This is a genomic window from Pseudomonas mohnii, assembly GCF_900105115.1.
GTDB lineage: Bacteria > Pseudomonadota > Gammaproteobacteria > Pseudomonadales > Pseudomonadaceae > Aquipseudomonas > Aquipseudomonas mohnii.
This window is the reverse complement of record NZ_FNRV01000001.1, coordinates 1,566,592-1,587,038: the sequence shown is the minus strand read 5'-3', so window position 1 is coordinate 1,587,038 and position 20,447 is coordinate 1,566,592. Positions and strand designations below refer to the sequence as shown.

18 protein-coding genes, 1 tRNA gene and 1 pseudogene are annotated in these 20,447 nt (G+C 58.1%); 12 read left to right on the top strand and 8 right to left on the bottom strand.

All coding sequences use genetic code 11. From position 1 onward, the window contains the following. The first annotated feature begins 5 nt into the window (after positions 1 to 5). Together BLV61_RS07400 and BLV61_RS07395 are read left to right on the top strand one after the other, a co-directional pair. Entirely contained in the window at positions 6 to 2,150 is a 2,145-nt protein-coding gene (locus BLV61_RS07400) for a 3-hydroxyacyl-CoA dehydrogenase NAD-binding domain-containing protein (protein ID WP_090463926.1), read from the top strand. Between the two features lie 96 nt (positions 2,151 to 2,246). Next, positions 2,247 to 2,975: an amidotransferase gene (locus BLV61_RS07395; protein ID WP_090463923.1), complete on the top strand. Its 729-nt coding sequence runs from the start codon at positions 2,247 to 2,249 to the stop codon at positions 2,973 to 2,975. A 54-nt stretch (positions 2,976 to 3,029) separates the two neighbouring features. On the opposite strand, the gene BLV61_RS07390 is transcribed toward BLV61_RS07395, so the two are convergent. The 3 genes from BLV61_RS07390 to BLV61_RS07380 all read right to left on the bottom strand — a co-directional run bounded on the left by BLV61_RS07390 (position 3,030) and on the right by BLV61_RS07380 (position 5,785). Next, positions 3,030 to 4,001, bottom strand: a complete 972-nt coding sequence (locus BLV61_RS07390; RefSeq protein WP_047531586.1) for a magnesium and cobalt transport protein CorA — start codon at positions 3,999 to 4,001, stop codon at positions 3,030 to 3,032. A 160-nt stretch (positions 4,002 to 4,161) separates the two neighbouring features. Continuing rightward, entirely contained in the window at positions 4,162 to 4,884 is a 723-nt protein-coding gene (locus BLV61_RS07385) for a lysophospholipid acyltransferase family protein (RefSeq protein ID WP_047531584.1), read from the bottom strand. 211 nt (positions 4,885 to 5,095) lie between these two features. Further along, a complete protein-coding gene (locus tag BLV61_RS07380) occupies positions 5,096 to 5,785 on the bottom strand; it encodes a crotonase/enoyl-CoA hydratase family protein (RefSeq protein WP_090463920.1) in 690 nt (229 codons plus the stop codon). Positions 5,786 to 6,093: 308 nt separating this feature from the next. Here BLV61_RS07380 and BLV61_RS07375 point away from each other — a divergent pair. Further along, positions 6,094 to 6,183: transfer RNA gene (locus tag BLV61_RS07375), tRNA-Ser, on the top strand. 226 nt (positions 6,184 to 6,409) lie between these two features. Here BLV61_RS07375 and BLV61_RS07370 read toward each other — a convergent pair. Further along, positions 6,410 to 7,627 carry an MFS transporter gene (locus BLV61_RS07370; RefSeq protein WP_425272116.1) on the bottom strand — a complete coding sequence of 406 codons (1,218 nt, stop codon included), beginning with the start codon at positions 7,625 to 7,627 and terminating at the stop codon, positions 6,410 to 6,412. Positions 7,628 to 7,987: 360 nt separating this feature from the next. Further along, positions 7,988 to 9,487: a MocR-like pyridoxine biosynthesis transcription factor PdxR gene (gene pdxR, locus BLV61_RS07365; protein WP_090463914.1), complete on the bottom strand. Its 1,500-nt coding sequence runs from the start codon at positions 9,485 to 9,487 to the stop codon at positions 7,988 to 7,990. Positions 9,488 to 9,704: 217 nt separating this feature from the next. Between pdxR and BLV61_RS07360 the strand changes: the two genes are divergently transcribed. The 8 genes from BLV61_RS07360 (at position 9,705) to BLV61_RS07325 (ending at position 14,607) form a co-directional block, all read left to right on the top strand. Continuing rightward, positions 9,705 to 10,955, top strand: a complete 1,251-nt coding sequence (locus tag BLV61_RS07360; protein WP_090463911.1) for a benzoate/H(+) symporter BenE family transporter — start codon at positions 9,705 to 9,707, stop codon at positions 10,953 to 10,955. A gap of 322 nt (positions 10,956 to 11,277) precedes the next feature. Continuing rightward, positions 11,278 to 11,598: a YbjQ family protein gene (locus tag BLV61_RS07355; RefSeq protein WP_047531566.1), complete on the top strand. Its 321-nt coding sequence runs from the start codon at positions 11,278 to 11,280 to the stop codon at positions 11,596 to 11,598. 141 nt (positions 11,599 to 11,739) lie between these two features. After that, positions 11,740 to 11,928, top strand: a complete 189-nt coding sequence (locus BLV61_RS07350; RefSeq protein WP_047538946.1) for a hypothetical protein — start codon at positions 11,740 to 11,742, stop codon at positions 11,926 to 11,928. Between the two features lie 311 nt (positions 11,929 to 12,239). Next, a complete protein-coding gene (locus tag BLV61_RS07345) occupies positions 12,240 to 12,608 on the top strand; it encodes a hypothetical protein (protein WP_047531564.1) in 369 nt (122 codons plus the stop codon). A 110-nt stretch (positions 12,609 to 12,718) separates the two neighbouring features. Further along, positions 12,719 to 13,180 (top strand): glycine zipper domain-containing protein, encoded by a 462-nt coding sequence (locus BLV61_RS07340; protein WP_425272098.1) that lies wholly within the window; start codon positions 12,719 to 12,721, stop codon positions 13,178 to 13,180. Between the two features lie 129 nt (positions 13,181 to 13,309). Next, the gene (locus BLV61_RS07335; RefSeq protein ID WP_047531559.1) at positions 13,310 to 13,492 is read left to right on the top strand and encodes a hypothetical protein; all 183 of its coding nucleotides are present in this window, start codon (positions 13,310 to 13,312) and stop codon (positions 13,490 to 13,492) included. Between the two features lie 68 nt (positions 13,493 to 13,560). Next, complete coding sequence (locus BLV61_RS07330; RefSeq protein WP_090463905.1) at positions 13,561 to 13,773, top strand: hypothetical protein; 213 nt, start codon at positions 13,561 to 13,563, stop codon at positions 13,771 to 13,773. Between the two features lie 138 nt (positions 13,774 to 13,911). Next, complete coding sequence (locus BLV61_RS07325; RefSeq protein WP_047531554.1) at positions 13,912 to 14,607, top strand: HAD-IA family hydrolase; 696 nt, start codon at positions 13,912 to 13,914, stop codon at positions 14,605 to 14,607. Positions 14,608 to 14,657: 50 nt separating this feature from the next. Here the strand turns inward: BLV61_RS07325 and BLV61_RS07320 are convergent, their stop codons facing one another. From BLV61_RS07320 to BLV61_RS31275, 3 genes and pseudogenes are all read right to left on the bottom strand, one after another. After that, positions 14,658 to 15,404, bottom strand: a complete 747-nt coding sequence (locus BLV61_RS07320) for a 3-oxoacyl-ACP reductase family protein (protein WP_090463902.1) — start codon at positions 15,402 to 15,404, stop codon at positions 14,658 to 14,660. 517 nt (positions 15,405 to 15,921) lie between these two features. Beyond that, positions 15,922 to 17,199 carry an O-acetylhomoserine aminocarboxypropyltransferase/cysteine synthase family protein gene (locus tag BLV61_RS07315; protein WP_047531550.1) on the bottom strand — a complete coding sequence of 426 codons (1,278 nt, stop codon included), beginning with the start codon at positions 17,197 to 17,199 and terminating at the stop codon, positions 15,922 to 15,924. Positions 17,200 to 17,724: 525 nt separating this feature from the next. Next, positions 17,725 to 17,835: pseudogene (locus tag BLV61_RS31275) on the bottom strand (hypothetical protein); the annotation flags it as partial. 318 nt (positions 17,836 to 18,153) lie between these two features. Here BLV61_RS31275 and BLV61_RS07310 point away from each other — a divergent pair. After that, positions 18,154 to 20,316, top strand: coding sequence for a methyl-accepting chemotaxis protein (locus BLV61_RS07310; protein WP_090463899.1), 2,163 nt, complete (start codon positions 18,154 to 18,156; stop codon positions 20,314 to 20,316). Positions 20,317 to 20,447: the final 131 nt, after the last annotated feature.

The following is a 20,447-nucleotide window of genomic DNA, read 5'->3' as shown; positions in this document are numbered from 1 at the left end:
GTGACATGACCCAAGCCATACGTTACGAAAAAGGCCAGGACCAGATTGTCGTCCTGACCATCGACATGCCGGGGCAGAGCGCCAACACCATGAACGCGGTGTACCGTGAAGCCATGGCTGACTGCGTCGCCCGGCTGGTGGCCGACAAGGACGCCATCGCCGGCGTCATCATCACCTCGGCCAAGAAAACCTTCTTTGCCGGCGGCGATCTCAATGAACTGATCAAGGTCGGCAAACCTGAGGCCAAAGCTTTTTATGAGAGGGTGCTGACCCTCAAGGGCCAACTGCGCACCCTGGAAACCATCGGCAAACCGGTGGTTGCCGCGATCAACGGCGCTGCCTTGGGCGGCGGCTGGGAAATCTGCCTGGCCTGCCATCATCGCGTGGCGCTGGATCATCCGTCGGTACAACTCGGCCTGCCGGAAGTGACCCTGGGTCTGCTGCCGGGCGGGGGCGGTGTGGTACGCATGGTGCGCATGCTCGGCCTGGAAAAAGCCCTGCCGTATCTGCTCGAAGGCAAGAAAATACGGCCGCAGCAGGCGTTGCAGGCCGGCTTGATCGACGAATTGGCAACGGATCACGAAGAGATGATGGCCAAGGCGCGGGCCTGGATTGTCGCCAACCCGACGGCGGTACAACGCTGGGATGTGAAGGGTTATCAGATTCCCGGTGGCACGCCGTCGAATCCGAAAGTCGCGCAGATGCTGGCCATCGCGCCGTCGATCCTGCGCAGTAAAACCCAGGGCTGCCTGCCGGCGCCGGAGAAAATTCTCTGTGCCGCGGTGGAAGGCGCGCAAGTGGATTTCGATACTGCGCACTTGATCGAAACCCGTTATTTCACCGAGCTGACCACCGGCCAGGTCTCGAAGAACCTGATCGGTACTTTCTGGTTCCAGCTCAATGACATCAACGCCGGTGGTTCGCGGCCCCAGGGCTTCGCCCCATACGTCACGCAAAAAGTCGGTGTGCTCGGTGCCGGGATGATGGGCGCGGGCATTGCCTTCGTCAGCGCCTCTGCCGGCATCAACGTGGTGCTCAAGGACATCAACCTCGCGGCAGCGCAGAAGGGCAAGGCGCATTCGGCGGCGCTGCTGGACAAGAAAGTCGCACGCGGGCAAATGAGCGCCGAGCAGCGCGAAGGCATTCTGGCGCGCATTCAGACCACTGCAGACGATGCCGATCTGGCCGGTTGCGACCTGATCATCGAAGCGGTGTTTGAAGACCGCGATCTGAAGGCCAAAGTCTCCCTGGCGGCGCAAAAGGTCGTCGGCCCGGACGCGGTGATCGCTTCCAACACGTCGACCCTGCCGATCAGCGGCCTGGCCACGGCGGTGCCGGACCAGAGCAAGTTCATCGGCCTGCATTTCTTCAGTCCCGTGGACAAAATGGCCCTGGTGGAAATCATCAAGGGGGCCAACACCAGCGATGAAACCCTGGCTCGCGGGTTTGACTTCGTCCTGCAAATCAAGAAAACGCCGATTGTGGTCAACGACAGTCGTGGCTTCTTCACGTCGCGGGTGTTCGGCACGTTCACCAATGAAGGCATTGCCATGCTCGGTGAAGGAGTCAGCGCGCCGATGATCGAGACCGAAGCGCGCAAGGCCGGTATGCCCATCGGACCTCTGGCAATCTCGGACGAGGTTTCCCTCAGCCTCATGAGCCATATCCGCCAGCAAACCGCCAAAGACTTGCAAGCCGAAGGAAAACCGCTGGTCGAGCACCCGGCCTTCGCCGTGATTGACCTGCTGCTCAACGAGTACAAGCGCCCGGGCAAGGCGGCTGGGGGCGGCTTCTACGAATATCCCGCCGGTGGCCAGAAGTACCTGTGGCCAGAGCTGAAAGCCCGTTTCGAAAAGGCCGACGGGCAGATTTCACCGAAGGATGTGCGCGATCGGCTGCTGTTCGTGCAGGCCATCGAAACCGTGCGCTGTATGGAGGAGGGGGTGCTGACTTCGACGGCGGATGCCAACGTCGGCTCGATCTTCGGCATCGGCTTCGCGGCATGGACCGGCGGTGCGCTGCAGTTCATCAACCAATACGGAGTCAAGGACTTCGTCGCCCGCGCCCAGTACCTGGCCGGACAATATGGTGAGCGCTTCGCTCCACCGGCACTGCTGTTGGAGAAAGCCGCCAAGGGGGAGACATTTTAAGGGGGGATTGACGCGTTCCGGGGCTTGCCTTGCCACTGTGTTTCAAGGCAGGCTCTGGGGGTGTGCATTATTCCCATCACGTGTCAGGTATTTTTTATGTCGTTACGCATCTGCATTCTGGAAACCGACATCCTGCGTCCGGAATTGGTTGACCAATATCAGGGCTACGGGCAGATGTTCAAGCACCTGTTTTCGCAGCAACCCATCGCCGCCGAGTTCACCGTTTATAACGTGATGCAGGGCGAGTACCCCAGTGATGACCTGACGTTCGATGCTTACCTGGTCACCGGCAGCAAGGCCGACTCCTTCGGCACCGACCCGTGGATCCAGACCCTCAAGACTTACCTGCTGACCCGCTACGAACGCGGCGACAAGCTGTTGGGCGTGTGTTTCGGTCATCAGTTGCTGGCCCTGTTGCTGGGCGGCAAGAGTGAGCGCGCAACCCAGGGCTGGGGCGTGGGCACCCATCAATACAAGCTCGCGGCCAAGGCGCCGTGGATGAGTCCGCTGAAAGAAGAGCTGACGTTGTTGATCAGTCACCAGGATCAGGTCACGGCGTTGCCGGAAAACGCCACGGTGATCGCCTCCAGCGATTTCTGCCCGTTTGCCGCGTACCACATCAACGATCAAGTGCTGTGCTTCCAGGGCCACCCGGAGTTCATCCACGACTATTCGCGGGCGCTGCTGGAAATTCGTCAACAAGCGCTGGGCGAAGAGATTTTCTCGAAAGGTATCCAGAGCCTGGAGCATGAACACCATGGCACCACGGTGGCTGAGTGGATGATGCGATTTGTGGCGCACAAGCCAGAAAACCAGGCTGTATAAGACGGCGGCATCACACCTGTGGCAAGGGAGCACGCTCCCTTGCCACACTGTTTGTCAGAGCCAACCCGACCTCTTGAAACTCGCCCACAAACCCACGCACCCCACCGAAATAAACCCCAGCACCGCGAAATACCCGTAGTGCCAGTTCAACTCCGGCATGTTCTGGAAGTTCATCCCGTAAATCCCCGCCACCGCCGTCGGAAACGCCAGAATCGCCGCCCATGCAGCGAACTTGCGCTGCACCACACTCTGGCGCGATGCCTCCAGCAGTACCCCGACCTCAATGGTCTGACTGGCAATATCGGCCAGGGTCGTCAGGTCTTCCATCTGTCGGGTGACATGAATCTGCACATCGCGGAAGTACGGGCGCATGTTCTTGTCGATGAACGGAAAATTCAGCTTTTGCAGTTCTTCGCCTATCTCCACCATCGGCGCCGCGTACCGGCGCAGCCGCAATACGTCCCGGCGCAGACTGTGCAGGTTCTGGATGTCGCGCTCATTGAGTGAGCCGCACATGACGTTGCGTTCCAGTTCATCGATTTGCGCATGAATGGCTTCGCCCATCGGCTGGTAGTTTTCAATCACGAAATCGAGGATGGCATAGAGCACAAAATCTTCCCCGTGCTCCAGCAACAGTGGACGCGCCTCACACCGTTGCCGGACATGGGCGTAGGACGCCGAGTGACCGTTGCGCGCAGTGATGATGTAGCCCCTGCCGGCAAAGATATGGGTCTCGATGAACTGGAGTTTGCCGTCCTCCATGATCGGGGAATAAATGACGATGAACAGGGCATCGCCGAAGGTTTCCAGTTTCGGCCGGCTGTGTTTCTCCAGGGCATCTTCAATCGCCAGTTCATGCAGGTTGAACTGGCGTTGCAGGTTGTACAGTTCCTCTTCGTTCGGCTCTTCGAGGCCGATCCAGACGAAGTGACCCGGCTTTGCAGCCCAGGCCGCGCCCTCGTCGAGGGTGATATTGGTGACTTTTTTACCGGCGCTGTAAACCGCAGCAGCAACAACTCTACCCATGATGTTGGTTCACTTCTAATTGGCAGCAATCTATTGGCAAATGGCCATGGCAGACAGTGTTCAGCTTAACCCTGACTACTGCTTGAGAGTCAGTGAAATCTGTTGAATTCGCAGGCAAAAAATCGCAGGCAAAAGAAAACCCGCACGCGGCGGGTTTTGTTCAAGCGGCTTGCAGTTGCCGGTCCATCGAGTCGATGCATTCACGCATCTGCTCACGGCACTGGGCAATCAGCATCGGTAGGTCATCCAGGCTCAAGCCTGCCGTAGGAATCGCCGGTAGCGAGCGAATCAGAATTTTCCCACTGCGCCATCGGTTCAATCGCATGTGCTTGACGTAACTGCTGACACACACCGGCACGATCGGCACCCCGGCAGCGATCGCCATTTGGAAGGCGCCTTTCTTGAACGGCAACAGCTCCTCGCCCAGATTGCGTGTGCCTTCCGGGAAGACCCAAATCGAGGTGTCTTCGTTTTGCAGGGTGTGGGTGGTGGTCAGCATCGACTGGCGTGCCTTATGCGCGTTGCCGCGATCGATCAACACATTGCCGGCCAGCCAGAACAACTGACCAAACAAAGGCACCCATTTCAGGCTCTTTTTGCCGATGCACACGGTACGGCGGGGCACCACGTTACCAAACACAAACAGATCATAATTGGACTGGTGGTTGGCGATGATCACGCAACTGTCGGGTTTGTCCATCAAGGGTCCGACATCGGCTTTTACCCGCAGGCGCAAAATACGCATTGCCGGCCACGCATAAAGGCGCGCGCACAAACGGCTGTTGTCCGGGTTGAACGGGCGACTCAGGCCGAGCAGGACGCCCAGCACGCCTGCCAGAATAAAGTGCAGGCCCATCAATGACATACGTAAAGCGAACAGCATTTGCAGGCCCCTCGGGACAAAAGGTGGCGCAGTGTACGGATGTGCACTGTTTTCGGCAATTGCCGTTATATAGGTAGGAGATAGCCGATGTTTGAGCGGATGTTTCCGACTGATGGGTCAGACCCGTACTAGAGCAGTTGCGATCTTTTCAACAGACTGCATAGCAAAAAGCCCGACACGATGGTCGGGCTTTTCGTTATTGCCGGCCGGATTAGCCCAGATGTTCCTGATCCAGGATGATCGCGTTATCCAGGGCTTCCAAAAACTCTTTGCGCACTTTCAGTTTGGTGTTCTTGTGCGCGGTCATGTTGATCTTCTTCAACTGACGAGCCGCAGCCAGTGCCGCGCCTTGCAGTTCCTCGGCCGACACCACGACGTCAAGGAAGCCGGCATCCACGGCGCTCTTCGGGTTGAACATCTCACCGTTGATGACCGAACGCGGGAATGCCGATTTGCTCAAGCGATCACGGGCGATCTCGATACCCGCGTGATGCATGGTCATGCCGATCTGCACTTCGTTGAGGCCGATACTGAACGGGCCGTCCGTACCAATGCGGTAGTCCGCCGACAACAGCAGGAAGGCACCCTTGGCCACCGCATGGCCGGGGCAAGCCACGATCACCGGGAAGGGGTGGGACAACAGACGACGGGCCAGTGTCGAGCCGGCAGTCACCAGCGCGACCGCTTCCTTGGGGCCGGACGTCATCACTTTCAGATCGTAACCGCCCGAGAGAATCCCGGGCGTACCGGTAATGATCACCACCGCACGATCAGACACTGCCTGATCCAGCGCAGCGTTAAACGCAGCAATCACGTCCGGAGAGATGGCATTCACCTTGCCATTGCTCAAGGTCAGGGTCGCGATACCGTCTTCGAGATGGTAGGAAATCAACTCACTCATGACGCTATTCCTTTTATTAAAGTTGGGCAGACGTTACCCACCGTCACAGGCCAGGTAAAGCGCCGTGACTGACCCGCCAGTCACGCTTCGCGTGTCCGGCAAGCGTGCTCCGCTACGCCAGCCAAGCGTTGCCCTCTATATAGAAGGGCGGTCGGAGCCGGAGAATGGCCGGTTTGCCATTCCCTTCATCGGTTCAAAACCCTTGATCGAGTTAAGCGCATGAAAATTCTCAAAAAAATGTTTGCCAACAGAAAAGCTTTCGACTACATTAGCGCGCCTCGACAGACAGAACATGTTTGAAGAGATACGGTGAAGTGTCCGAGTGGCTTAAGGAGCACGCCTGGAAAGTGTGTATACAGGAAACTGTATCGAGAGTTCGAATCTCTCCTTCACCGCCACATTCTGAAAACACAAACCCCTGATTTTCCTAGAGAAAGTCGGGGGTTTGTGGTTTTTGGCGTCTGAAAAAGGCTCATATGGGAACATTCATATGAACGCGGGCTGTTGTCACAGTCGCTGACAGGGGGTGAGCCGCTCCTGGTGTTCAGGAAAGCGAAGTGCAGCTTGTGCTTGCGAATCGTCTTGTTGTCCCGTTCGACGATGCCGCAGAGGCCTTATCCCCAGTCATTTAAAGGCCACAGGCAGGGGCGTCGATGTTCTGGTTCTTGCCAGGTACCACTCCTGCATCAGGGTCAGCACGACGGTCAGGCTCATGAATGTCACGCTGGCCCAGAAGATGGCCGTTGGGTGCCCTTGGTCCAGCATCCAGCCGAAGCCGATGGGCCCGATTGCGCCACCGATGTTGAAACCGGTGGAGACGATGCCGAAGGTTTTGCCTTCTGCGCCCTTGGGCGATGCCGCCCGCACGAGCATATCGCGCGAGGGTGCGATCAACCCCGTCAGAAACCCTACGGCGCCAAGAGCGATGATCAATGCCAGTTCGCTCAATCGGGTCGTGGCGACGATGGCCGTCAACACGGCGGCCAGTGCAAAGGCAGTCGCGGCAACCACCCCATGACGTTGGGTACGATCGGCCAGCGCACCGCCGGCGAGCACGCCAAAGGCGCTGGCAAACAGGAACGCCGTCAGCGCCGAGTTGGCCCAGGGCAACGTTGCGCCCTGTCCTTGCATGAGGGCGGCGACAGAAAACTTTTCAATCGCACTGGTGCTCAAGTTCAACAATACGAACAGCAAGGTCAGGCTCAGGATCATTGGCGAGAGCAGTGACAGCCTTCGGGTGCTGGCGATATTGAGTGCAGGTTCGCGTGCGTGGTGAACCCGGGTCACCCGTGCCAGCCCCGAGCCGGGTATCAACAACAGCCCCAGCGCGACAAAACCCACCAGCGCAGCGCCAACGAATGCGAGTCCCGGGTCGCTCGCAGTGGCGATCCCCAACAGAAAAACCGGTGCAATGGCAGCGCCCAGAAACCCGGCAAAGGTATGGACAGAGAATGCTTTGCCGATGTGGGCGGGATTGATTTCTTGAGAGAGCAACGCGTAGTTGGCCGGGTGGTAGACGGCGTTGGCAACCCCGGCCAATGCCATGGCAATCAGCAAACAGCTGTAGCTCGGGAACAGTGCGATCAGCAGGAAGCTGATGCTGCCCAGGGCAACCCCGGCGATCAGCAAACGCCTGGCCCCGTAATGATCAACGACAAAGCCCATAGGGGCCTGCACCAGTGCCGTGACGATATTGAAGATGCTCAGGGCCAGGCCCAGCTCGACATAACCCACGCCAAAAAACACCGGCAGCAGGGGGAACAGGGCCGCCAACACCATGATGTGCAAATGACTGACAAAGTGCGCCGTTGCGACCTGAGGAAGCAATCCGACATGAACGATCGACATGGCTAAACCTGTTCTATGAGCATTAACGCTCTGGCAAGAAGTGGTCTGCCAAACCGGTTGGTTCTGCGCCTTCTGGCGGTCGAAACACTACGGGACCGGGTTGGCTCGGCGCTGATCTTAAGCACGTCATGGTCTTGCGTAATAGTCCATTGTCGGCGAGGTAACCAGACCACTTTAAAAATCGCCAGAGCCCGGGGCGCCGATGTGGCCTGCATACCCGCACGCTCGTCAGCCACGCAGTGCTCGAGGCGCAGGGATTGGTTCTGACCAGCAAGCACTGAGGCTATCCGGGGCGCCGCTACTGCGCCGGTTGCCGCGATGTCGATGCGCGGTATTCCAATGCCAGACGTTGCCCTAGCGGGTTTTCAGTGCATGGGCCAGGTGCTGCATGGCCGCTTCGATTTCATAAGCGGTCAAGGACGAGTAACCCAATAGCCAGCCTTGTTTCTTCTTCTCGCCGGCGTACAAACGGCTCAGACCGGAAAGCTGTATGCCCGCGCTGGCCGCTTGGCGAATGGTTTTTTCCTCAGACCAGCCATCGCGCAGCAGGCAGGGGATTTGCAGTCCGCCGGGAGGGCGCAAGGCGGTAACGATGCCGTCCAAATGCTTGTCGATCGCGTCGAGCATGCTGGTGCGGCGCCCGGCATACAGCTTGCGCATGGCCCGGATATGGGCGTTGTAATGGCCGTCTTCCATAAAGCGCGCCAGGGTCAGTTGCAGGATTTGCGGTGTGTGACCGTCCATCATGCTGCGCGCATAGGTGAAGGCTTTGATCAATTCGTGGGGCAGTACCATGTAGCCCATTCGCAACCCAGGGTAGAGGGTCTTGCTGAAGGTGCCGATGTAGAGCGTGCGCTGGTACTTGTCCAGGCCTTGTACGCAGGCGGTCGGCTGCCCGTCGTAGTGAAACTCGCTGTCGTAGTCATCTTCGATGACCCATTTGCCCTGCTGCGCTGCCCAGTTGATCAACTCAAGACGACGCTCCAGCGGCAGGGACGCGCCGGTGGGGTATTGATGGGAAGGCGTGACATAAACGCAATGGGCACCGCTGCGGTCGGCGTACAGCAGGTCCGTGCGTATGCCCAGTTCATCGACATCAATGGGCAGAACCCTGGTTTCGGCGGTCTCAAAGGCCTTCCTGGCGCCGTAGTAACCCGGGTTTTCCAGCAGGATCGGTTTGCCGACATCCACCAACAACTGCGCACACAGAAAAAGGGCCTGGCGAGTGCTGCTCAACACCATGATCTGGTCGGGGGTGCATTTGGCTCCGCGCTCAAGGTTCAAGTAGGTGGCAATCGCCTTGCGCAGCGGCTCGGCTCCTTGCGGGTCGCCATGCAACAGCACATTGGCGCGATACTCCTTCATGACCCGGCGTTGCAGGCGCTCCCAGACATCGGTGGGGAAGGTGCGGGTTTCCGGCAGGCCGGTCGCAAATGCCTTGATCACCTGCTGATCGTTCACACCGCCACTGTCGAGGATCATCCGCCCGCGCTGGCTCAAGCCCGCCCCCGGTGCCGCCTGGCTGCTTTTGACCTCTTGGGCCTTGATGCGGCGACGTGTCACGCCTCGCAATTCAGTGCCCACCGTTTCGCTGACATAACTGCCGGCCCCCTCGCGCCGCACGATGAAACCGTCCCGATGCAGTTGCACGTAGGCGTTCTCCACGGTGTCGCGGGCAATCCCGAGTGACTTTGCCAACACCCGAGTCGCGGGCAGCTTCAAACCAGGGTCAAGGGCGCCGTCGAGGATCAGCTCACGCAGCGCGCGCTGAATCCGCTGGTGCAGATCCAGCAACTGAAACTCGGCGTCGTTGAGGCGCATTTTCAGCGTTTCCAGTTCGAACGTTTTCGCCATGCGGTCTGCCTTACTTCAATAAATTGGCCTGCAAAGGCAGGCCAGTCTATCCGTAGAATTCACCCCTCGCCACGGCCTTTGTGCGGGGCAAGCACGCACGTTGCGAGCGATTTTGAACAGCGGTAGGTCACACGACTACGACGCAGGTCCGACGGCGTTGCCGTCAATCATCCTCACTCGAGGCCGAATACTTCGTTTCGCAAGGAGCAAAGCCATCATGTCTTCTTCACCATCCTCGTCCACCCTGCGTCTACGCGATCTTGTGCATCCGATTGTCGCCGGCCTGATTTCAGTCATCGTCAATTATGGCGGCACATTCATCCTGGTCTTTCAGGCCGCCAAGGTCGCCGGGCTCAGCCCCGAGCTGACGGCGTCGTGGGTGTGGTCGGTGTCGATTGGCGTGGGTATTACCGGGCTGTTTCTCAGTTGGAAAAGCCGTGAGCCGATCATTACCGCCTGGTCGACACCCGCCGCGGCCTTTCTGGTCGTCGCACTGTCCACCACACCCTACGCCGAGGCTGTGGGTGCATACATCATTTCGGCCGCCGCCTTCGTACTGCTGGGTTTGTCTGGCTGTTTCGAAAAAATCATCCGCCTGATTCCGCCGGGCGTGGCTGCGGGGCTGCTGGCCGGTATCCTGCTGCGGTTCGGTATCGGCGCGTTTGGTGGCATGAGTATTGACCCCGCGTTGGTCGCGTTACTGGTTGCCACTTACGTTGTGCTCAAGCGTTTCACCGCACGCTACGCAGTGGTGGGCATTCTGCTGCTGGGGCTGGCGTTTCTCCTGACGCAGGGGCGTGTGGATCTTTCCGGGCTGGAGCTGCAATTCGCGGCGCCGGTATTCACCCGGCCTGAGTTCTCGATCAATGCGTTGCTCAGCGTGGCGCTGCCGCTGTTTCTGATCACACTCACCGGCCAGTACATGCCGGGCATGCTGGTGCTGCGCAACGATGGCTTCAGCACCAGCGCCAATCCTATCCTGACGGTCACAGGGTTGGGCTCATTGCTGATGGCGCCCTTCGGTTCTCACGCCTTCAACGTTGCGGCCATCACCGCGGCCATCTGCACCGGCAAGGAAGCCTCGGAGGATCCGTCCAGGCGCTGGATCGCCGGGGTTGCCGCGGGTGTGTTCTACATTCTCGTCGGGATTTTCGGGGTGACCCTCGCCGCCGTGTTCATGGCACTCCCGGCCACCTTCATCACGACGCTGGCCGGGCTGGCCCTGCTTGGCACTATCGGCGCCAGCCTGGCCAGCGCCATGGCGGAGGTCAAATCCCGCGAAGCCTCGCTGATCACCTTTCTGGCGTCCGCGGCGAACATCACCTTGCTGGGGATCGGTGGGGCGTTCTGGGGGTTGCTGATCGGTCTGGCGGCCTACGTCTTACTCAATGGCCGTTTGCCGCGTCGCGAGGCGCGGGTCATTCCGGCGGCCGACACCGTAGTAACCACCCAAGGCGCCAACCACTGATGTTCGCTCAACTGGAAACAGTCGCGACCCGGCACCAGTGCCATGGCGTTACCCACGGGTCATCAGCGTCGAGCACTGTCGTCGCAACCTGGCGGCCGTGCAGCAGGTCGAACTGATCGCTTCGGAAAACGATGCCATCGACCTGATCCGCCCAAGGACAAAGGACTGTCCCAAGGCACGCGGTTCTTCAGGGTCTGATTAATCGAGAGTGGGGGGCGAAGTCATGCCGCCCATTTTTTCCAGAGAGGGATGTTGGAGGCGATAGACTGACGTTGCCGGCATTTGATGCGCTGGCTCAATACCTGAGTAAAAAGGAAGGCCCATGATTACGACCACCACCCACGCCATCGAAGGCCGACAAATCACGGCCTACCTGGATATCGTCAGCGCCGAGTCAGTACAAGGCATCAATGTTGTACGTGACGTCTTCGCCGGAATGCGCGACTTCTTCGGTGGTCGCTCCCAGACATTGGAGCGTGCTCTGCAGGAAGCACGAATCCAGGCCACTGACGAAATCAAGGAGCGCGCCCGTGCGCTTCAAGCGGATGCGGTGGTGGGGCTCAATTATGAGATCGCCATGCCGGCCGGGAAGGGAGGAATGGTCGTGGTGTTTGTCACCGGTACGGCGGTGAAGCTCAGGTGATGCGTGGGCCATTCGTCGGGCACTCGGCAAGCTGAATAACAAGTCCAGTAATGACCGGCTAGTCTCAAAGGCTTCGTGATCGGTATTTTTCAGGCAAAGGGCTTGCCGGTATTGATCACGCATTTGATAGGGGGTGAAGAGATGGCTGATCCGTACATTGAAGACGACGGGGCAGAGTTTCCGATCAACAATTGCGTGCAGTGTGGACAGACGGTCTATGTTGCGAGTTTCGGTGAAGACCAGACCGAGGTCGACAAGATCAAATCCAGGGCGCGCCGAATGTTGAAAGCCAAATTTTTACCCAGGGTAGCGGCACCGGTCAGGAAGTAATGAACCGCCAGCAGACCCCGTCATCGAGCGGGGTTTTTTTATGTCTGGCGGATTGTTTAACTGTTTGTTTCTGCGAATTATCTTTCACAAAGTTTTCACATCGCCTTACGTAGGCTCAACTCATCCGTTAGAAAGCAACACCCTGCCCGTTCCCCAGCGGGCTTTTTTTTGCCTGGCATAAAACCTTTTCGATAAATGCTGTCCAACCGTCGCCAATAACGAGGTTGAGCGCACGCCTGTCTGGACTTTTTCGTCGCTAAAGCATTCAATCTCGCCCCTTTCGATTTACACCCTTTTTTGAGGTTTTTGTCATGCGTTTCACTCTGCCTGCTTTGGTTCTGGGTCTTCTGGTTGCTCAAGGTGCAATGGCTGGCGACGGCACGGCTGCCGTTGGTGGTGGTTTGGGCGGCGCCTTGGGTAACGTCGTGGGCCAGAGCATGGGTGGCAGCACCGGCGCAGCGATCGGTGCTGGCGTAGCGGGCGCGGCGGGCAGTGCCGTTGCGGCCAAGAAAGGCCATCGCACCAGCGCCGCCATTGGCGGTGGCGTTGGCGCGGCCGGTGGTTCGGTGATCGGCAACAGCCTGGGCGGCAAGACCGGTTCGACTATCGGTGCAGGTCTGGGTGGTGCATTGGGCGGCGGCGTTGGCAGCAACCTGGCCAAGGGTCACAAGCGTCACTGATCCTGATCGGCTGACTGAAAAAGCCCGGCTCGATGCCGGGCTTTTTCGTTTATGAACGATTTTCCCTACGTCGCCTCAAAGGGGTAAGCCCATTGAATACGAGGCATGCCATGACCCCCATGAGTAAAAGCAAGGAAGTGAAGATGTCCGGCCGTTTGAGGTTGCCTGCATTGGTTTTAGGCCTGTTGCTCACACCGCTGGCGATGGCGGCCGGTGACGGTACGGCAGCGGTCGGCGGCGGGCTTGGCGGTGCGCTGGGGAACGTGGTCGGTGGGCAGATGGGTGGCAGCACGGGTGCCGCGATCGGTGCCGGTGTAGGGGGTGCCGCAGGTAGTGCGGTCGGCGCACCCAAGGGCAGTCGCACAGAAGCCGCGGTGGGCGGTGGGCTGGGCTCCGCGGGTGGCTCGGTGATCGGTAACAGCCTCGGCGGCTCTACCGGCTCCACCATCGGTGCTGGTCTGGGCGGTGCCGCCGGCGGTGCGGTCGGTAACAATCTGGGAAGCGATAACGGCAGCTCCCATTCCGGTGGCGGTCATAAACACAAGAATAAACACAGAAATAAACATCACTGACGCGGTGTCGCAGTTCACCCAAAACCCGGCCAGGCGCCGGGTTTTTCGTTTCCGTCAGCAGGGCGCTGGAACGTTTGACCGAGGGTTGCCTCGAACGTCATACACCCCCAGAACAATGCGAGGCATGCCATGACTCCGGAAACCGAAGGCAAGGAAGAAAAGGGCCCGAGTGGACTGCCGTTCATCAATGATCCCGGTAATGAAGATCCGGGTTCTCTGATGGATGATGCCACGGTGCCGCTCAATGATTCCGATGACGCGGGCGACGTGGGTAACACCGAATTTGAAGATGAGGACGACGACCAGGATTGACCAGGCGTTGCGATTACCCATGCTTTCAAGCGTCAGGGCCCGCATTGCTGGCCCCTTAGAGGTGCAACATGAATGCTGATCCGAATGTTCCCGACACCGACGACACCCCGGAGTATCCACTGCCTTCGCCCACCGACTCCCTCGGGCGCGATCAACGACCTCCTGATGATGACGCGGGTGTCGAGCAGGTGCCCGACGACGATATGAAAAACACTGACGTCGAGGCAGACCCGAAGGATCCGGACATTGCCGGGAATGATTTGTCCGGCGAACCGAGCTGACGTACGGTCGATACACCCTTCGAGTTTTGCCCGTTGCCCTGAGCCAGCTGCGCTCGCTATGCTGCTGAAACCTTTAATCAGTCACCGAGGCGGTCGCAACCGGCCGCCTGGGATGTCGTTGAAAACGGATCAGATGCGATGAGTGCAGCGCTGGATGAGTTCGGCCCGATCAAGGCTGTGATATTCGATATGGACGGCTTGCTGCTGGACACCGAGGGCATCTACACCGAGGTCACGTCTATCATTGCCGGGCGCTATGGGCGGACGTTCGACTGGAGCATCAAGCAAAACATCATCGGTCGTGGCGCGGGTGATCTGGCGCGCTATGTGGTCGAGGCGCTGGATCTGCCCATCAGTGCCGAAGAGTTTCTGGTGATCCGCGAACCGCTCATGCGCGAGCGTTTTCCGACGGCTCAAGCCATGCCTGGCGCACAGGAACTGGTGCGGCATCTGAAGGCCAACAACATCCCCATTGCGGTGGGCACCAGCTCTTCGAGCCAGTCGTTCGGCCAGAAAACCACCTTGCACCGCGACTGGTTCGCGCTGTTCGACATCATCGTCACGGCCGATGACCCGGAAGTCGGCGCAGCCAAACCGGCGCCGGATATTTTTCTCACCGCAGCCCGACGCCTGGGGGTCGCCCCGCAGGATTGCCTGGTGTTCGAAGATTCACCCTTCGGTGTCACGGCGGCGAAAGCGGCGGGGATGACGGCGATTGCGATTCCCGATGCGGCAATGGCTGACGAAAAATACGCACACGCCGATGGCATTCTTCGTACGTTGAAAGCGTTCAAGCCAAGTGCTTGTGGTTTGCCGGCGCTCGAATGGGCCTGACAACGGACAATGTGGGAGCAAGCTCCCACATTTGATTGACGTCTAACGCATCAGGCGCCGAAGCCACCATCGATGGTCAGGCTCGCACCGGTGATGTAGCCCGCCTCGGGGCCGGCGAGGTAGGCGACGAAACTGGCAATCTCTTCGGCTTTGCCATATCGGCCGACGGCCATCAATGGAATCAGGCTGTCGGCGAAGTCACCGTCGGCCGGGTTCATGTCCGTGTCGACCGGCCCCGGTTGCACGTTGTTGATGGTGATGCCTTTCGGGCCAAGGTCGCGGGCCAGGCCCTTGGTCAGGCCGACCAGTGCCGACTTGCTCATGGCGTATGGGCCACCACCGGCAAAGGGCATGCGGTCGGCATTGGTGCTGCCGATGTTGATGATCCGACCGCCAGCGGTCATGTGCCGGGCGGCGGCCTGAGTGGCGATGAACACGCTGCGCACGTTGATGGCCAGGGTCTGGTCGAAGTCTTCGAGTTTGAAATCCTCCAGTGGCGCCACGGCCAGCACGCCAGCGTTGTTGACCAGGATATCCAGCTGTCCGAAGGCGTCGACCGTGGCGGTCACGGCGCCACGAATGGCATCGGCGTCGGCGCTGTCAGCCTTGATGGCCAGGGCTTTGCCGCCGTCAGCGATGATGCTGTTCTGCAACGCTTCGGCCTTGGCCGTGGAGCTGACATAGGTAAAGGCGACGGTCGCGCCTTCAGCGGCCAGTCGTTTGACGATGGCTGCGCCAATGCCACGGGAACCGCCTTGAATCAAAGCCACTTTGCCGCTGAGGTTCTGAGTAGTCATATCGATCTCCAAAGTCCCGAGGCGAGATTGCCTTGGTTGATGGAGCCTAGTATCGATTCGGGTCTTCAGTGCTCAATAAAAAATAACATCAAGGAATACACAGGTCTCCAGAAGATGTAACGGTACGGCATTAATTATTGAAATTAATAAGACGAAACCCTATCAAGATGAAATCTAAGACGTCTGTGGTGTCGCCTAAAACGATTGAAAAAACTACGGGTTAGTAATGTTTGGTTTGTTAGGGGTTGTATTAATAAGTTTAAGGAGAGGCGACTTTTTATAGTCGATTGCAGGTCCGCGGTCAGAGGAAGATTATCAATCACCCTTCCTTGGCGATGCCAGAAGCGCAGATGAAAACGACAAGTAATGAAGTCTTGTTACCCTCCAACTCCACGCCCCAGTGGCGTGGAGTTTTCGGACATGCATCAAAGCACCCAGTTCTGCAGGGTGAGTCCATCATCCTTTTGGTCTGGGCAAATCCAAGCCGACATCCCTGCAGCCTGCATGCTACTTGCCCTTAGAGATGAGTTGAATCCAGCGCTTGCTGCAAATCGTCTATCAGGTCTTCAATCGCCTCAATGCCTACCGAAAGACGAATCATTTCTGGCTTCACCCCGGCCTTCGCTTGTTCCTGTTCGTTCATCTGCCGATGGGTAGTAGAGGCCGGATGGCAGGCCAGAGACTTCGCGTCACCGATGTTCACCAGGCGTTTGAAAATGTGCAGAGCGTCGTAGAAACGGACACCGGCTTCATAGCCGCCCTTCAAGCCAAACGACAGGATCGCCGATGGTTTTCCCTGCATGTATTTCTGCGCCAGTGCGTGGTGTGGATGGTCCGGCAGGCCGGCGTAACTGACCCATTCAACCTCAGCGTGACCTTGCAGGAATTGCGCAACCTTCAAGGCGTTTTCGGTGTGTCGTTCCATGCGCAGTGCCAGGGTTTCCAAGCCTTGCAGTAGCAGGAACGCGTTCATCGGTGCCAGCGCCGCTCCAGTGTTGCGCAGTGGCACAGTGCGGGCGCGCGCGATGAAGGCGGCGGGGCCGAATTTCTCGGTGTACACCACGCCGTGATACGCCGGTTCGGGTTGGTTGAGACCGGGAAATTTCTCCGGGTATTGGCTCCAGGGGAAGGTGCCACTGTCGACGATCACACCACCCAGGGAATTGCCGTGGCCGCCGACATATTTGGTCACCGAGTGCACGACAATGTCGGCACCGAACTGGATCGGCTTGCACAGGATCGGCGTAGCCACGGTGTTGTCAACCATCAGTGGCACACCACGGGCGTGAGCGACATCGGCGAGTGCTTCCAGGTCGATGATATTGCCCGCCGGGTTGCCGATGCTTTCGCAGTACACCAACTTGGTGTTGTCGTCGATCAGTTCTGCGATGGCCTCGGCGGTGTCGTTTCGGGCAAAACGAACATCCACGCCAAAGCTCGGCAGAAGGTGAGCGAACAGGGTATACGTACCACCATAGAGTTGCGGGGTGGTGACGATATTGTCACCGGCGCGGGTCAGGGTCTGGATCGCATAGTGAATTGCGGCACTGCCAGCCGAGACGGCCAGGGCCGCCACACCGCCTTCGAGGGCGGCAATGCGTTGCTCCAGCACATCGTTGGTGGGGTTCATGATCCGCGTGTAGATATTGCCGGGCACGTCCAGGTTGAACAGGTCGGCGCCGTGCTGGGCGTTATCGAATTCGAAGGCGACGTTCTGATAGATCGGCACGGCGACGGCCTTTGTGGTCGGGTCCGACTTGAAGCCGTGGTGCAGCGCTATGGTTGCGTCTTTCATGATTGTTATCGATCTCCTTTAAGTGTCCCGGATTTTGTGTCAACAGCCCTTCGATTAACCGATACCCGGCTCCGAGTTGGTATTGTCCATTTTTTGCTGATGTTTCCCAGCATTTCCATGCTGATTGCCCTGTGTTCTCCTGCTCAAAAAGTGAGCAGGACTCATTGAGCACCTAGCTCAGTTTTTCACTCGGCAAAACCGCCTTTACTGGGGCCGTTTTCGGTCAGCGGCAACACTAACAGTTCCAAGCCATTTGCAGGCTCGCTCTAACGAAACCTGGGATTGTTGCTCCGCCACGTCCGTACATCCGGTCTGCAGGGCAGTACAAGGCCTGGGTGCAGGCTTTGTGCCAGTTGCTAACTTGCTGTTTTTAAAAGAAATTAAATCGACATGGTTAAGCTAAAGTGTCTGTCCAGTGACAGTGTTGATGAAGTTCTGTTGCTGGACCGACAGTCGGTTTAGTGTGGCGCGCAATAGACGAAAGCCAGCGCGAATGCTGGCCTTCCTAAAGGGGATATCAGATTTTCAGGCGGTCTGCTTGCTGCCATCTCCGATCAGCCAGATATAGGGTGGTTCGGTGCCGTTGATCTCCCAGTCGCCGATGATCCGCTCTTCGTGGATCAACGGGGTATGCGAGCCTTGCCGACCTGGGTGCCGTTGGCGACCCATTGCTCGACCTGACGGCGGATGTGGGTAGTCGTATGCGTCCCTGTTAGTGGGCACCTATTGCATCGTGCACCTATTTGATTCACGAATGTTTCATTCGGATAGCTAGCAACGACCTTCTACCCCTCTGAGCGCTACCCAGCGCGGGCATCCTTCAATGTGGCGGATTCCGCGTAATCCAACATTGATTTATGAGCGCTTGAGCGTCAGCGATAGATAGCAAGCTTTCGAATTGGCGTGGTAATTGCCTGCAAGTTTAGTACTTGTATGTCGCCCTTGGGGAAGTGAATGTCGCTATCAAGCAACTCTATGCAGTTATCCTCGGCCGAAAAGCGCTGGTTACCCTGGTTTGGCAAGACCGGAAAACTGGCGATGGGCTGGTCCTGCCGACTCAATCGGCCTGTCTACCCGGTGATGGAGCAGACATTCGAGGCTATCGCCGAAACCCGAGTCAAATTGCTGCACAATTGGACTCGGGAGCAGTGGGAGCACTTGTCCGAACTGGCGACAACCCTTAGCCGCGACTTTTCCAATCTCGACAATCATCCGCTGCTGGACAAGCTAGGTCAGGCCGAGGATTTTTCCGAACTCTTTGTCGTCGATACAGAGGGCGCAGTCATCGTCTCGACCTGGAGTGGTCATAGCAAAAGCGGCCTCTGCAACGCCAAAGCACTGGCCGAAGGTTTGAAAGCGCCGTTTCTCCATGGCCCCTACAGTGATCCCCTGACCTTGCAGATTGGCCCCTCATCCTCGCGCTTTCACGATGAGGTCACGCTGATGTTCTACCAGCCCTTGAAGGCTGGCGGTAAGGTACTTGGCTGTCTCTGCGGGCGCGTGCCAAATGATGTCTTGGGCGACCTGATCCAACGCGAAGCCGGGCATATTTTTGCCGAGTCGGGGGATAACTACCTGTTCATGGTTCAGTCTCGATTCGATCCGGTGATCCAGCCTGGAGTTGCACTGTCCCGCTCACGCTTCGAGGACGGCACGTTCACCCACGGTGATAACCTCAAGACTGGCGTACGGACTCCCTGGAAGACCGTGCAGGTGCAGCGCCACACTGAACTCGAACTGCGCTTCACCGACCCGGCGACCCAGCAACTACACCCTGGTGTGCGGGAAACGATTCGAACCGGTTCCAATCTGTTTGTCACCTATCCAGGTTATTCGGACTACCGGCACATTCCGGTGGTCGGCAAGGGCGTTACGTTCCAGCTGCCCGGTTCGCCTGACCGCTGGGGCATGATGTGCGAAGCGGATTTGGAGGAAGTCTATCGACGGCGTTCGCTGAGTTACGGGTTGATGAAACCTTACCTGGCAACCATGGTTGGCTTGTTCGCCTGCAATTTCCTGGTCCAGCACTACAGTGGTCTGGAGCAGAGCCTGATCGATGTTTGCGAGACATTGAGCATGCTGGCGGCTGCGGTCTTGTTCAGCATTTTTGGCCCGAAGCGGTTGGCTGCGCGGCTAAACGAAATGACCGGTGTGATCAGGACTATCGCTGAAGGCGAGGGCAATCTGCGTCAGCGACTTGATACCACGCGTATGGCCAACGATGAAACCGGAGATATGGGCCGTTGGATCAACAGTTTTATCGACCATCTGGATGCGGTTGTCGGGCAGGTGATCAAGGCCAGCCATAGCGTCGGCAAGACCAACCAATTGATGCTCGGTCGCAGCCAAGATGCCAGTCTCACCTCCAGCGAAGTCGCAGAGGCGGTGCATCACATGATGATCATTGTCGAAGAGCAGTTGGGCGAGATCCAGCAAGCCTCGGCCAGTGCCGAACAAATGAAGCAAGCGATGGATGAAGTGGTCAGCCGGGCGCGCGAGCAATTTCTCGCGGTACAGGTGGGAACCCAATCAATTCGCGACGTCGTGGAGCGGTCCTCTTCGAGTGTGCAGTTGCTTGACAGCCGGATGGCACAAATCGGCAATATCACCAGCCTGATCAGCGACATCACCAATCAGACCAATCTGCTGGCGCTGAACGCCGCCATTGAGGCCGCCCGCGCCGGCGAACATGGTCGTGGTTTCGCGGTGGTAGCCGATGAAGTCAGAACCTTGGCCACACGAACATCCCGCGCCGCTGACGACATCCGGCAGATGGTCGAAGGCCTGCAAAATGAAACGCAAAAAGCCGTGGGTTTTATGGAGAACGGAGTCAAGGATGTTGACAACAGCTTGCGCCTGGCCGAAGAGGCATCCTCGGAAAATGTGCAACTGCATCAGGCAGTGGAAAGCATGTTCAGCATCATTCAGCAGCTTAATGAGCGCAGCCTTGATTATGGAAAAACAATCAAACAGGTCGATCAGTCTTCCGCAGAGATGCGCCAGACGGTGGTCGTGCTGCAGACCAGTGCAGAAACGGTAAGGCTTGACGCCAACAAGTTGCAAAAACTGGTGGGGCTGTTCGAGGTGAGCAATAACTCCCGGCAGAGTACTGCTTGAAGCTTTGCCGCTTACTTGCCATTGCCGCAAATAGACCCCAAGGCCTTTTATTTTTTCGATGCTATTGAGCATTTATCCGCCCTAACCCAGGCGGATGGTTACCTTCATTGAGCAGGTAACCCTGTGTAAAC